Raw genomic sequence first — 13568 nt, forward strand, 5'->3', positions numbered from 1 at the left:
GGGAAACTCTCGGCTAAAATTTGGCATTACTTCCGATTTTATCAATCAATCCAAGCTTTTGGGGGGTTCTACCCCCCAAACCCCCCGTTGGGGGCGTGGCGCGGTCACTGAGCGTGTCGAAGTGCCGCCCCCAAACCCCCCTCGCACTAGCTTTTCGGTGGGATGCTTACACGCAGTTGTTCATACATTTGTACCAATTTAAGAGTCACTGATAATTGCTGATTGTCGGTATTTCTGCAAATGTGAGATGCAGCCAAGAGGAAAGGGGAAGTAGTCATCGATTTTACATGACAGTAAACAGTAATCAGTAATCAGTAATCAGTAATCAGTAATCAGTAATCAGTAATCAGTGAAAAGACAGGAATGTTAAGCTAAGACCCATTTAAACAGGGTAAGTAGCTAGACACAATTAATTACACATATCTAACTACCTCTTGCCTGTTGCCTGTTGCCTTTTGCCTATCCTAACTAAAAAGTTAATTTTGTCCTATTACTTAGGGCTGGCTGAATAATGGTAAAACCCTTGTTGGTTAAGACTTTTAGAGTTTTTGTAAATCAAAAAGTACCAGATATGGGAGTGATCGGGGGGAAAATTCAGGGACTCTTTCCCTGAAAATTAGGTAATTGACCCCTTCAAAATCGGTAAAACCCTACACCCCACACCCCACACCCTGCCCCCAAGAAAAACTTTTTGCCGCAAACCCTACTTATTGTTAAGCTGATTAACAGCTTAAGTTTGTCATTAATTTTCGTTTAACAAAAAAAACAGCACCCATCAGGATGCTGTTTGTCAAGAAAATGTTACAAAACTTAAGCTAAAGCCGCCATTTTCACATCGTTATGAGCGAGGATATTTTGCAACTCCTCTGCGTCCACGGTTTCTTTTTCCACTAACATTTGTGCTAACTGGTCCAAGATGGCGCGGTTATTGACTAAAACCTCTTTAGCGCGACGATAGGCCTGTTCCACTAGGTTACGCACCTCCTCGTCAATAGCTGCCGCAGTTTCATCGGAGAAATCTCGATCGGAAGCGATATCACGACCTAGGAAAACATTACCATTTTGACGACCTAAGGCCACTGGCCCCAGGCGATCGCTCATGCCGAAACGAGTGACCATTTGCCGCGCTACTCGTGCCACCTGTTGCAGGTCATTAGAAGCACCCGTAGTTACTTCCTCCTCACCGAAGATAATTTCTTCAGCTAAACGACCCCCCAAAGCTACAGCCATCTGATTTTGCAGATAAGCGCGAGAATATAACCCGGATTCCATGCGATCCTCGCTGGGAGTGAACCAAGTTAAACCCCCAGCGCGACCGCGAGGAATAATACTAATTTTCTGGACAGGATCATAATCCGGCATTAAAGCACCCACCAAAGCATGACCAGCTTCATGGTAAGCAACTAAAGTTTTGCGTTTTTCACTCATGACGCGATTTTTCTTCTCAGGACCTGCCAGGACACGATCGATCGCATCGTTGATCTCATCCATAGAAATCTCGGTTAAATTGCGACGTGCCGCTAAAATTGCGGCTTCGTTGAGCAAATTAGCTAGATCGGCACCGGTAAAACCGGGGGTACGACGGGCGATTTTATCGAGATCCACGTCTTGAGCCAAAGTTTTGCCTCTGGAGTGGACATTAAGGATTTCCTTACGGCCAGCGTAATCGGGACGATCCACCACCACTTGGCGATCGAAACGACCCGGACGTAATAAAGCGGCATCCAGCACATCAGGACGGTTAGTGGCGGCGATAATGATAATACCTGTATTACCTTCAAAACCGTCCATTTCCGTTAATAATTGGTTGAGGGTTTGTTCCCGTTCATCGTTACCACCCCCTAAACCGGCACCCCGTTGACGACCGACAGCATCAATCTCATCGATAAAGACGATACAAGGTGCATTCGCTTTCGCTTGTTCAAATAGGTCGCGGACGCGAGACGCACCCACCCCGACGAACATTTCCACGAATTCCGAACCGGAAATGCTAAAAAACGGGACTCCTGCTTCTCCAGCTACTGCGCGAGCAAGCAGGGTTTTACCTGTCCCCGGAGGACCGACTAAAAGGACTCCTTTGGGGATTTTTGCCCCAATTGCCGTGAAGCGATCGGCATTTTTCAGGAAGTCCACCACTTCGTTTAATTCTAATTTTGCCCCTTCAATCCCGGCCACATCACCGAAAGTAACCTGGGTTTGGGGTTCCATCTGTACCCTTGCTTTCGATTTGCCGAAGTTCATCGCTTGGGAACCGGGACCACTTTGGGCGCGACGGAGCAAGAAAAATAGACCAACAAGAAGTAAAATCGGGAAAAAGAGGCTACTGAAAGCTCTTACCCATACTCCTTCTTCTCTTTGGGGCAGTACGGAAATATCAACGTTATTTTCCGCCAAGATGTTGATTAATTGCGGATCGTTGGGCAGGTTAACTAATACATTTGCACCATCTTGGGTGGGTACGATCGCTCGTTGCCGGTCGGCACTTAAGCGCACGGTTTCCACTTTACCTTCCCGCACTTCCTGTAAAAATTCACTATACTTCCAAGTCTGTTGCACTGCTGGCTGGCGATCGAAGAAAGCTGAGGCCAAGGCAAGGACTACGATTAACAATAGGGCATATAGTCCCGCATTGCGCCATTTTTTGTTATTACCGTTTTTGTTCACGCTGTCGAACTCCTGATAAATTGAGGATGATCTTATCGGTTGTCAAGGGGTTGTTAACTTATGTTAACGTTTCTCAGGAACAGTGGACAGGTTTTTTTTTAATATGCCCGTTCTGGTCCGCCATGGGGGTTAGCTGTTGGGGGTGGGGGAGTATGTCAATGTGACTCTCCTCGACCGAGTATGATCAATTTGTAACAAAATGCCAAAATACTGCATAAAAGCTGCAAGTGGAACGATAGAGAGTTTAGTTGACCTCCACGGGGACTAGCTAGATGAAAAAACGAGAGACTTTGCTGGAGAAGTTTTGTTGCTTTTTAGTTTTGCGACAAAATAGGACAGAATGGAATTGCGATCGGCGTTTGCGTCGTAACATGGAAAGCTATGGCCCAATCGATCCTAATGTCGATTCAGAGGAATATTGGTCTCTATTCTTTCACCAACAGTATCAGAATCACGGTTCCAAAAATCATCTTTGTCGTGGGCATTTATACGCTTATTTGCAGGAACCTTGCTACTGGGCTGCTGCCGAAATCTATCAAAAATATCAAGCTAAACTGGATTATCAGATCGAAGACTACTTTAACGAAGGAATTCTTGATTTTGAGGCTATCTTAGCTGACTTTAAGCCTTTATTCTCCACTCGCTTCGATAATTTTGCCAATCAGAGGATTAAATATCGCTTAATCGATCGCATCCGTCAGATTAGTCAAGCATTCGGCCATAATACTTGGAGCCTACTACTTAATTCTACCGGAGCGCGTCTCAGCCAAGCTCTCCTAGCGAGGGGATTAGTGGGGGAAACTCTCGAAAATTACCTTTTAGCTTGGGATTACTATAAAGAAATTTATGCCCAGGCAAAAATAAAAACCGATGGTAAAATTCAGGAACCTAGTCCAGAAATCTGGCAAAAAATCGCCGCTGCTTATAACTCGGATAGCCACTCTACCATCAAAATCAATTCTGCGACAATTACCCGATGGTTAAAGGATGCGGGACAAGCTATTTCTGATTATTTATTTCCCCAAGGAAAAACAATTTCTCTACAGCAACCTTTAGGGGGTGAGGAAAGTAGCACGAGGGAAGAAATGATCGAAGATACTCTCCATAATAACCCTTGGCAGCAATTAGAAGCGGCGGAAAATTTTCGCGAGTCGCAACAAAACCACCAAAAAATTCTAGCTTGGTTACGCGCAGAAATTCAACAGATTTGTCAGCAGCCGCAACAGGCAAAACTGCATCCGCAAATTCAGTTAATTCTAGAGATGACTTATGGTTCAGGGTTGGGACAAGTGGCAATTGCCGCTAAGATTACAGAAATCACCACGGTGGTTATCAAACAATATCAGGTTTCTAGGGAACTGGATAAAGTTTATCGTCACCTCGCTAAAAAGTTTTTACCCTGGGCCAGCGAAAACCTGCATATTTCTTTCCAGTCTCCCGATAGAGAAGTTATTAGTAAGGCAATAGAACCATGGCTAACATACTACTATCAAACCAGCGCAACAACTCAGGAGGATTAATTATGGTTAATGATTGGTTAGAACTAACTCCTGATAGCATTTGGCTAGAAATACCCGCAGATATTCAAGAGATAAGTTGGGCAAAAAGTGCCAGTTTTACTGATGCCAGTATTCGTCAGAGATTTTATGTTAATTATCTCTGTCAACAAGTTATTTTTAACTATCTACAGTCAGGGATGCCTGGGGTTAGTTTAGTAGAAAATCAAGAGGATTTCTGGCAACTAGGAGTTAATGGTTTTACCGTTAAATTAGGCGAAAAGTCAGTAATAGTTATTGCCAGCGAAACTCTGGATCTAGAAGCGATCGAAATTCCTCAAGAATGGGTAGATATTCCTCAATTAATTGGTGATTATTATCTAGCGGTACAGGTAAACACTGCCGAAAGTCATCTGAGAATTTGGGGTTATACTACCCATAAAGATATTAAGGAAAAAGGACAATATATTAAGCGTAATCTTAACTACTCTCTACCGAGAAATCAACTGCAATCAGGATCAGATTCTTTGGATTTATGGGGAGAGTGTCAATTACAACCAGTGAAGATTGAACGGGAAAAGATGGAAGAAAAACTATCTTTAGATAGATTGACAACCTTACTAGACATCTTAGCTAATCCTCAGTTAATCTTTCCCAGAAAAGCCGTTGCTTTTCAAGAATGGGCAGCAGTTATCGTCAATAGTAACTGGAGAAAAATTTTAATTACCCGTCGGCAAAAATCCCCCGTCAAGTTAACCAATTGGTTTGCCGATAATTTCCCCATTGATTGGCAAAGTATTCTCAATTTTAGCTCACTGTCACTGGTTCCAGCATTCAAAAATACAGAAATTAAACGCATCAAAGATTTAGGAGTAGAATTACTGGGAAATCCCCTCGCTTTGATGATTACTATCGCTAAAATTGAAGAAATATTTAGCCTACAAGCGACTGTTTACCCCACCGGAGAAACAAGCACTTTACCCCCCCATTTAAAATTAACTATTCTCACCGAAACTGGTCAGGTTTTTCGAGAAGTAATTGCCACAGATAACGATGAATTTATTCGTTATCGATTTGATGCTGAATTGGGGGATAAATTCTTCATTGAAGTGGCTTTAGAATCGGCAAGAGTCACCGAATATTTACAAGTATAAGCGAGGAAAAACTTAATGATTAAACTCTTAACTCTCGAACTAGATGGCACATTCGATCGGGGATTTAAAGTAAAATTAGAAATTCGTCCCGATCTTAATTCTCGTCCCCAAACTGTGATCAAAGCAAGGCTACCAGCTAATTTAGAGTTATTAACTCTTTACCGTCAATGGCAACGTCACTATAGTGAATTAGAGGGATTTTTTAAAGTCTTAAAAGATAGCAATCCCCAGCAAATTACCAATAGTTCTCAGCAGAGTTTAGTCTTTAAAAACTGCCAAGAAAAAGCCAAATTATTTGAGGATAACTTAAACAAATGGTTGAATAATAGCCCAGAATTTGAACCGATAAAAACCGCAATTCTGCGCTCTGGTAATAACTTTCGTATCTGGGTACAAACCGATAATATTTGGCTGCAAAGATTCCCCTGGGAAAAATGGGAAATCCTCCAAAATACTGGCGCAGATATAGCCATTATTGTCTCAGAATACGATACCTTAACCAGACAATTAAAAAATCATGAAAAAATTCGGATTTTAGCCATTTTAGGCTATGCCACCGACTTAAGATTTCTCGAAGAAGATCGCAAAACCTTAGACGAGATTGCGGGAAAAGCAGGAGCAGAAATTATCTGGGAAAAAGCCCCTCACCCGCAAAAATTAAATCAGTTATTGCGTCAAGAAACTTGGAATATTCTCTTTTTTAGCGGTCATAGTGCCAGTACAGAAGATGGGCAAGATTGCGAAATTCAACTAACAGAAACTCATAAATTAAAGATAGCTGATTTTAGCTTTTCCCTGGGAGAAGCCACTAAAAACGGGTTAAAGTTAGCGATATTTAACTCCTGTGATGGTATCGGTTTGGCACAACAACTATCCCGGGAAAAAGGTATGGCATTACCCCATCTAATCTTTATGCGCGAGAAATTACCCGATCCCGTTTCTCCCAAATTTCTGCAATACTTTTTAACCGCTTTTACCAATAATAAATCTCTCTATAGCGCCGTACATGAAGCCCAAAAAAATCTCCACGATGACTGGGAAAAAGACTATCCCTGTGCCAGTTGGCTGCCCGTAGTTTGCCCCAATCCCACCGAAGAACCCCCCACTTGGCATAGTTTCAGTAACTCCCCTCAAAAACAACAAAATTGGCGACGATTCGCTCTAACTTTCGGTTTAGGTTTAGCCGTAGCGATGACAGTCTTAGCAATAAGAGAAACAGGAATTTTAGAACCCTTAGAATTAAATATTTATGATCGCCTGATGCAACTAAAACCCAAAGATAAACCCGATGAAAGATTATTAATTATTACCATTGATCGCCAAGATTGGGAATATCAAGATCGCATGGGTATGAAAAGACCAACAATACCAGGAAGCGATCAAAAACGTTCCCTCGCAGGAGAAGCATTATCGCAGCTTTTAAATAAATTACTGCCCTACGAACCGCAAATTATCGCCTTAGATATCCTCCGTCCCATCGCTGCCAGTCAAGATTATCCACCCCTAGCCAAACAATTACAAAATACTCCTAATTTTATCTCGATTTGTAAGTTTAATAATTACCCACAACCAGACGGATTTCCCCCACCCCCGGAACTGCCAAAAAATCAGAGTGGTTTTAGTAACATAGTCCCAGACGAAACCATTGCCGGAGTTCCCCGAATTCGTCGTTTTTTATATCAGGCAAAACTCGATCGCACCTCTCCCTGTCTTCCCCCGGATTCTTTGGCCAAAGTTGACTCAATGTCCTGTAATTTTAAAGATTATGCTCCTAGTTTTAGTCTCCTAATTGCCAAACGATATCTAGAATCCCAGAATCAAGATTTTGACTGCAATAAACTGCAGCGGGGAATTCTAGAAATTAATATCGGGGATACTCATCTCGGTGACTGGCTACAATCCAACCGCGGCCCCTACAGAACCAGTCAATCCGATACCCGATCCGGCCGTCAAGTTATGCTCGCTTACCGTCGAATCGCCGATAATGGCATCGATGCAATCATCAAAATTGCCCCGAAAAAATCTCTCCGACAGGTTTTAGATCCGCGTTTTAATTCCGAATCAGTCCGGGAAAAAATTGTCCTGATTGGAGTAACAGAACCCGGGATCGATGATTTTTTAACCCCCTTTAGTCGCAACCCATCGGAAGCAATTCCGGGGGTTTATTTGCACGCGCACGCAGTCAGTCAAATTCTCGATACAATGGAAGGAAAACGTACCTCGATCGCTTTCTGGAATCCCCTACAGGAGGCTTTCTGGGTGTTGGGTTGGTCCCTGGTGGGGGGATTATTAACGTGGCGTTTTCTTCGGGTAAAAACGATACTTTTGACAGTGGCGATCGCTGTGATTTCCCTTACTGGTATCGGTTGGCTTCTCTTTAGTTATTTCGGTCTCTGGGTTCCGATTATTCCCCCAGCGATCGCACTTCTCACCACCTCCGGTATCTTCTTTTTTCTTCGTTCTTACTACTTAAAATAGCTAGGTAAGGCTTGCTGAAAAAGTACGGGCGAAGCATTCGGATAGAAAATCTCCGGTTTCACCGATAGGTTATTGCCCGAATGCTTCGCCCCTACAGGACCCGGGCCGATGAAGACGCAAGGTTTTGAAGCACGATTCTCTCAAAATCTTGCACCTATTTCACGAGAAAAACGACAAAACTCTTACCTTGCCTACATTTCACATTTATTCAGCAAACTCTAGGTAACAGCCATGATCAAACCTTCGATCGCCCTCATCCTTCTTTTCTCCCTACTGCCTCAACCCGGGTTAACCCTTATCACCCCGGCTGCCGGAAATATTTCTAATCATCCCATTCTGACGGCACAGGGCGATCGGGAGCTTACCGAGGAGCAATTCCTACAACGAGTCACCGTTAAGATTACTAGCGAGACAAATCGGGGATCGGGGACGATTATCGCTAAAAAAGGCGATAATTACCTTATCCTAACCAACGCCCACGTTACCCGCAACACGAAAACCCTACAGGTACAAACTTACGACGGCCACAGCCGTGCGGCCCGCATTGTCCCCAATTCCCTATCGGAGAATCAAGATCTCGCTCTGCTGGAGTTTAGCGATACCCGGGACTATTCGATCGCCACCATCGCGAAGTTTACCATCAATCAAAACAGCATCGGTTTAGAAGTGGTGGCCGCGGGATATGTTGCCGAAACGGGACAGTATCGGACGACAAAGGGAACCCTCGAACAGGTGAGCGATCGACCCCTCCGGGATGGCTACAGCGTCGGTTATAGTGGCGATATCGTGCAGGGAATGAGTGGCGGCGGCATTTTTGTCGAGGGGGAGTTAATCGGCCTTAACGGGCGATCGGCCCATCCGATTCTCTCTAACTACATCTACGAAGACGGCACAAAACCCACAGACGCAGAAATCCAACAGATGAGAGCGGTTAATTGGGGCATTTCTATCAATACCCTATTAACCTACATCCGTCCCGAAATCCTCAGCGCCTATAACCTACCCCTACCGCCGGTGAACCCCGATATAGAAACCACCGCCTATACTGGCTATATCGCCGAATTAGAAACAAAAGCGAAGGGTTTCACCGTGCGGATCGATAGTAGCAGTAAAACCAATGGAAGTGGCGTAATTGCCAATGGAAGTGGCGTAATTATCGCTAAAGAAGGGAATATTTACACCGTCCTAACCGCCGATCACGTCCTTTGCGGAGAAATGGCACGCACCGCCAGCTGTGCTGATTACACCTACACCGTCGTCACCAGCGACGGCAAAACTCGAAACATCGAGAAAAGCACCATCATCCGGCAGGAAGGGGTAGATTTAGCAGTTTTTCAGTTTGAAAGCCGAGACAATTATCCCGTTGCGGAAATAGCGAATTATAACCCAAATACCAGGGATTTTGTTTTTGTTGCAGGCTTCCCCAAAATTGGCGACAATCCCTCGAAATGGTTGTTTAGTGGCGGTATAATTATCGATAAAGAACAGGGATTAATACAAACCCGCCAAAGTGACTTAAGCAATGAACAAGGAGGAACATTACAAAGTGTTGCTTCTTTAACCGGAGGCTATGAATTAGTTTATACCAGCATCACATTTGGGGGCATGAGTGGCGGTGCAGTCTTAGACTCCCAGGGGAGAGTAATAGGGATTCATGGAAGTTCAGAAACAGCAGGGGTAGGGAAAATTCAGCTAGGGTTTAGTTTAGGGATTCCCATTAGCACTTTTATCGGATTGCAAGAAAGATTGAAGGTAAAACCGCAATTATTAACCACTGCTCAACCCCAAGTTAGTCCGCAACAACAACAAGAAATTATTCAAGCGATTACTGGTGTTATTGTTCCTAATACCAATGCGAAGGCGGATATTTGGATACAAAGGGGAGGACAATTATGGCGGTTACGGAGGTCTGAGGAAGCAATTAAGGCGTTTGATGAGGCGATTAAGCAAAATGACCCCGATAATGTCTATTTAGCTTGGTATGGGAAGGGATTAGCGTTATTTGAATTAAGTAAATATCAAACAGCTATAGAAGCTTTGCAACAAGCGATTAATACCTTACCTAAAGGGGAAGATTTAAAGAACTTTCACAGTAGTATTTTACAACTGCAAAGTGTTGTTTATCGCTATTTAGAAAATTATGAGCAAGCATTAACGGTGATTAATCAGGCGATTTCTCTGGTTCCCAATAACCCCAATCACTATAACGAGAAATGGGGAGTATTAAGTGAATTAAAACGCTATGATGAGGGATTAGCGGCGATTAATCAGGCAATTCATCTCGCTCCCCGTGCTGCTTGGTATGGCAATCGGGGGGTTCTTTACTATAACCAGCAGAAATACGAATTAGCCCTCTCTGACTACAGCAAAGCTATTGACATTAATCCTAATTATGCTGACGCTTACAACAATCGGGGGAATCTTTACAAAGACTTGCAGAAATACGATTTAGCCCTCTCTGACTACAGCAAAGCTATTGACATTAATCCTAATGATGCTTTGGCTTACAACAATCGGGGGAATCTTTACTATAACCAGCAGAAATACGAATTAGCCCTCTCTGACTACAGCAAAGCTATTGACATTAATCCTAATTTAGCTGAGGCTTACTACAATCGGGGGGTTCTTTACGATGACCAACGAAAATACGATTTAGCCCTCTCTGACTACAGCAAAGCCATTGACATTAATCCTAATTATGCTATGGCTTACTACAATCGGGGGATTCTTTACTCTGACTTGCAGAAATACGATTTAGCCCTCTCTGACTACAGCAAAGCTATTGACATTAATCCTAATTATGCTAATGCTTACTACAATCGGGGGCTTCTTTACCATAACCAGCAGAAATACGATTTAGCTTTAGCTGACTACAACCAAGCTATTGAACTTAATCGTAATTTTGCTAATGCTTACGTCAATCGGGGGATTCTTTACTCTGACTTGCAGAAATACGATTTAGCCCTCTCTGACTACAGCAAAGCTATTGACATTAATCCTAATCATGCTAATGCTTACTACAATCGGGGGCTTCTTTACATTGACTTGCAGAAATACGAATTAGCTTTAGCTGACTGGAACAAAGCTATTAAAATTAATCCTAATGATGCTGATGCTTACTACAATCGGGGGCTTCTTTACCATAACCAGCAGAAATATGAATTAGCATTAGATGACTACAACCAAGCTATTGACATTAATCCTAATTTTGCTGAGGCTTACGCCAATCGTGGTGTTTTATATGCCATATTAGGACAACCCGAAAAAGCAAAAATTGATCTACAACAAGCAGCTATATTATTCCTCCAACAGAATAATATGGCTGCTTATGAACAAGTGATGCAGATTTTACAACAATTAGGGGGGTGAAATAGAAATCATCAATTATGGAAAGTCGAGAAATTATCAAAAAACTGAAGGATGAGGGATGGTATCAAGTAGGTACAACAGGAAGTCATCATCATTTTAAACATCCCCATAAAAAAGGGAAAGTGACTGTTCCTCACCCTAAAAAGGATATTCCCCTTAAAACCCTAATCAGTATCGAAAAACAAGCCGGTATTAAATTACGATAAAGGAGAAATCAATGATTAATTATTTGGCCACCGTTCATAAAGATAACCATAGTGATTATGGGGTACAATTTTATGACTTTCCGGGTTGTATTAGTGCAGGAGAAACCATCGAAGAAGCGAAAAAAATGGCAACTGAAGCCTTAAAAGGTCATATTTCCTTCATGTTGGCAGATGGGGACGAAATTCCCACCCCTAGCACCCTCGAAACCATTTTAACCGACGCGGATCATCAAGATGCGATCGCTTTTCTGCTCATTGAGGTATCAGAATCTATTTTAAACCATCAGGAATTGTGTGTAAAAAACTAGGTGCAGTCCCTAGCTTGGTTTGAGGGAATAAATATGTTAAAGAAAACCTCTCAATTCTCAGGAAAAGCGAAACCCAACACCCAACACCTAAATCCGTCTGAATCTTTTTGTTGGGTTTCCTTGGGTCTATTGTTGGGTTTCCTTGGGTCAACCCAATCGACGATAATTGCTATGATTACTATAATCCGTAGTCGTGGTGTTTTATATGCCCAATTAAAACAAACCGAAAAAGCCAAAATTGACCTACAACAAGCGGCTATAATATTCTACCAGCAGAATAATATGGCTGCTGATGAAAAGGTGATGCAACTTTTACGCGAATTAGGGAGGTGACAAATGATAAAAACACCCGTTGATTTATACCGTAGAGGTAATGCTACATCTCCCAGAATGGATCATGTTCGTCCTAACAAAGATATTGCTATCTATGAAAATAATGGGCAAATATGGGTAAAAGAAACCCTTGTTGATGGATAAACACCGGGGGGAATTTCGACCTTTTCCGTTCAGGGAATAGGAAACAACTGGTGGAAACTAGATCGGGGAATTTCTATTCCCAGTGAGCTAGAATTAATTAATGATCGAGGTAATCACTGGTTATGGAAACTCTTATTTCCCATGTCAATAGAAACCTATCAACAAGCCTTAAGGGTAATTGGTGAATTTTTTTATCGTGTAAGTTGAGGTAAACTATGAAAACTCTATCATTTAAAGACATCCAATTTATTATCGAAGCTCTCGAATCCCTTCTCAAAAATTATAGTGACCGTATTCAACAAATAGAAGCTCTCGAAAACTATGAGGATGAAATTTCGGACTTAAGTAATGATTCTTTATTTTTACAAGAATTAATTACTGACTTACAAAATCAACAAACACAAGAATTGGCTCTACTTGTGCCTGAATTTGATTTAAAAAAAATGACTTTACAAACATTAATTAAACAAGGAAAAAACCTGTCAATTGAGGAAAAATTAATCTTATTGGAATCTCTAACTTCATCAATCTGCGAAGAATATAATCTAATGCGAACCTGAAATGAGAAATCAATGATTACTTATTTAGCCACCGTTCATAAAGTCCGTAGTCGTGGTCTTTTATATGCCAAATTAAAACAAACCGAAAAAGCAAAAATTGACCTAGAACAAGCAGCTATAATATTCTACCAGCAGAATAATATGGCAACTTATGAAAAGGTGATGCAACTTTTACGCAAATTAGGGCAATAAGTGGGGGGGTGAGTTATCAGTATTTAGTTTTTTCTAGTCTAGTCTGTTAATTGTTCATTAAAAACCTTCGGGAGGGATGTTATTTTATGACCTTAAAACAACTCATACAAGACAAACGAGAGGATATCCTAAAAATTGCCACCAAACATGGTGCTTTTAATGTGCGTGTATTTGGTTCCGTTGCTAGAGGTGAGGAAACCGAAAATAGTGATATTGATTTTTTAATTGATTATGATTTAGCTAAAACGTCCCCTTGGTTTCCCGGTGGATTATTAGTTGATTTAGAGGCTCTCTTAGGGTGTAAAGTGGATGTAGTAACTGAAAAAAGCCTTCATCATCTAATTAAACAGCGAATCTTAAAGGAGGCAATTAAGTTATGAATGAAGATCAAGTTTATCTTGAATATATTTTAGACTGTATTGATAAAATTAAGGACTATTCCCAAGGGGGAAAACAGGAGTTTTTTGCTAATTCAATGATCAGCCATGCTATCATTAGACGCTTACAAACTTTGGCAGAATCAACCAGCAATTCTCATTTTGAAAACAAAAGAAGATAAAGTTCTCTATGTGAACAAGAGAACTTCTGTCTAATTATCATTTTTTTTCAAGATAATCATCATAATTAGCTTCAAGAGACAGTTTTAAAATATCTGCCCATAAAA

The 13568-nt window shown here is 41.8% G+C and carries 14 protein-coding genes; 13 read left to right on the forward strand and 1 reads right to left on the reverse strand.

Going from position 1 to position 13568, the window contains the following annotated elements; genetic code table 11:
* Window positions 1-202 (forward strand): hypothetical protein (locus ACOCD9_RS13170; protein ID WP_419547735.1); only part of this gene is annotated, 202 nt, incomplete at its 5' end.
* A 608-nt stretch (window positions 203-810) separates the two neighbouring features.
* On the opposite strand, the gene ftsH3 is transcribed toward ACOCD9_RS13170, so the two are convergent.
* On the reverse strand, window positions 811-2664 hold the full coding sequence (gene ftsH3 / locus ACOCD9_RS13175) for an ATP-dependent zinc metalloprotease FtsH3 (RefSeq protein ID WP_052275780.1): 1854 nt from the start codon (window positions 2662-2664) through the stop codon (window positions 811-813).
* A gap of 272 nt (window positions 2665-2936) precedes the next feature.
* On the opposite strand from ftsH3, the gene ACOCD9_RS13180 reads away from it, so the two are divergent.
* The 12 genes from ACOCD9_RS13180 (at window position 2937) to ACOCD9_RS13235 (ending at window position 13463) form a co-directional block, all read left to right on the forward strand.
* Window positions 2937-4184 carry an RNA polymerase subunit sigma-70 gene (locus ACOCD9_RS13180; protein WP_419547737.1) on the forward strand — a complete coding sequence of 416 codons (1248 nt, stop codon included), beginning with the start codon at window positions 2937-2939 and terminating at the stop codon, window positions 4182-4184.
* Between the two features lie 2 nt (window positions 4185-4186).
* Window positions 4187-5314 (forward strand): DUF1822 family protein, encoded by a 1128-nt coding sequence (locus tag ACOCD9_RS13185; protein ID WP_419547738.1) that lies wholly within the window; start codon window positions 4187-4189, stop codon window positions 5312-5314.
* A gap of 15 nt (window positions 5315-5329) precedes the next feature.
* Window positions 5330-7792, forward strand: a complete 2463-nt coding sequence (locus tag ACOCD9_RS13190; RefSeq protein WP_419547740.1) for a CHASE2 domain-containing protein — start codon at window positions 5330-5332, stop codon at window positions 7790-7792.
* A gap of 231 nt (window positions 7793-8023) precedes the next feature.
* Entirely contained in the window at window positions 8024-11161 is a 3138-nt protein-coding gene (locus ACOCD9_RS13195) for a tetratricopeptide repeat protein (protein WP_419547741.1), read from the forward strand.
* A 17-nt stretch (window positions 11162-11178) separates the two neighbouring features.
* Complete coding sequence (locus ACOCD9_RS13200) at window positions 11179-11367, forward strand: type II toxin-antitoxin system HicA family toxin (protein WP_002768607.1); 189 nt, start codon at window positions 11179-11181, stop codon at window positions 11365-11367.
* A gap of 11 nt (window positions 11368-11378) precedes the next feature.
* On the forward strand, window positions 11379-11675 hold the full coding sequence (locus ACOCD9_RS13205) for a type II toxin-antitoxin system HicB family antitoxin (protein ID WP_419547742.1): 297 nt from the start codon (window positions 11379-11381) through the stop codon (window positions 11673-11675).
* Between the two features lie 171 nt (window positions 11676-11846).
* Complete coding sequence (locus tag ACOCD9_RS13210) at window positions 11847-12008, forward strand: hypothetical protein (RefSeq protein ID WP_419547743.1); 162 nt, start codon at window positions 11847-11849, stop codon at window positions 12006-12008.
* A 3-nt stretch (window positions 12009-12011) separates the two neighbouring features.
* A complete protein-coding gene (locus tag ACOCD9_RS13215) occupies window positions 12012-12152 on the forward strand; it encodes a hypothetical protein (RefSeq protein WP_254062833.1) in 141 nt (46 codons plus the stop codon).
* A gap of 215 nt (window positions 12153-12367) precedes the next feature.
* The gene (locus tag ACOCD9_RS13220; RefSeq protein WP_419547745.1) at window positions 12368-12712 is read left to right on the forward strand and encodes a hypothetical protein; all 345 of its coding nucleotides are present in this window, start codon (window positions 12368-12370) and stop codon (window positions 12710-12712) included.
* Between the two features lie 12 nt (window positions 12713-12724).
* Window positions 12725-12904, forward strand: a complete 180-nt coding sequence (locus ACOCD9_RS13225) for a hypothetical protein (protein WP_419547747.1) — start codon at window positions 12725-12727, stop codon at window positions 12902-12904.
* Window positions 12905-12990: 86 nt separating this feature from the next.
* Window positions 12991-13284: a nucleotidyltransferase family protein gene (locus tag ACOCD9_RS13230; RefSeq protein ID WP_002763046.1), complete on the forward strand. Its 294-nt coding sequence runs from the start codon at window positions 12991-12993 to the stop codon at window positions 13282-13284.
* Window positions 13281-13463, forward strand: a complete 183-nt coding sequence (locus ACOCD9_RS13235) for a hypothetical protein (protein ID WP_287700663.1) — start codon at window positions 13281-13283, stop codon at window positions 13461-13463. The genes ACOCD9_RS13230 and ACOCD9_RS13235 overlap by 4 nt, the downstream gene beginning before the upstream one ends.
* The last annotated feature ends 105 nt before the right edge of the window (window positions 13464-13568 follow it).

This window comes from Microcystis sp. (assembly GCF_048564745.1).
Lineage (GTDB): Bacteria > Cyanobacteriota > Cyanobacteriia > Cyanobacteriales > Microcystaceae > Microcystis > Microcystis ichthyoblabe_A.

What these genes read in the sequence shown, in the direction of transcription:
- ACOCD9_RS13180 (WP_419547737.1), top strand. Translation starts at nt 2,937, where the DNA reads ATGAAAAAACGAGAGACTTTGCTGGAGAAGTTTTGTTGCTTTTTAGTT.
- ACOCD9_RS13185 (WP_419547738.1), top strand. Translation starts at nt 4,187, where the DNA reads ATGGTTAATGATTGGTTAGAACTAACTCCTGATAGCATTTGGCTAGAA.
- ACOCD9_RS13190 (WP_419547740.1), top strand. Translation starts at nt 5,330, where the DNA reads ATGATTAAACTCTTAACTCTCGAACTAGATGGCACATTCGATCGGGGA.
- ACOCD9_RS13195 (WP_419547741.1), top strand. Translation starts at nt 8,024, where the DNA reads ATGATCAAACCTTCGATCGCCCTCATCCTTCTTTTCTCCCTACTGCCT.
- ACOCD9_RS13200 (WP_002768607.1), top strand. Translation starts at nt 11,179, where the DNA reads ATGGAAAGTCGAGAAATTATCAAAAAACTGAAGGATGAGGGATGGTAT.
- ACOCD9_RS13205 (WP_419547742.1), top strand. Translation starts at nt 11,379, where the DNA reads ATGATTAATTATTTGGCCACCGTTCATAAAGATAACCATAGTGATTAT.
- ACOCD9_RS13210 (WP_419547743.1), top strand. Translation starts at nt 11,847, where the DNA reads ATGATTACTATAATCCGTAGTCGTGGTGTTTTATATGCCCAATTAAAA.
- ACOCD9_RS13215 (WP_254062833.1), top strand. Translation starts at nt 12,012, where the DNA reads ATGATAAAAACACCCGTTGATTTATACCGTAGAGGTAATGCTACATCT.
- ACOCD9_RS13220 (WP_419547745.1), top strand. Translation starts at nt 12,368, where the DNA reads ATGAAAACTCTATCATTTAAAGACATCCAATTTATTATCGAAGCTCTC.
- ACOCD9_RS13225 (WP_419547747.1), top strand. Translation starts at nt 12,725, where the DNA reads ATGATTACTTATTTAGCCACCGTTCATAAAGTCCGTAGTCGTGGTCTT.
- ACOCD9_RS13230 (WP_002763046.1), top strand. Translation starts at nt 12,991, where the DNA reads ATGACCTTAAAACAACTCATACAAGACAAACGAGAGGATATCCTAAAA.
- ACOCD9_RS13235 (WP_287700663.1), top strand. Translation starts at nt 13,281, where the DNA reads ATGAATGAAGATCAAGTTTATCTTGAATATATTTTAGACTGTATTGAT.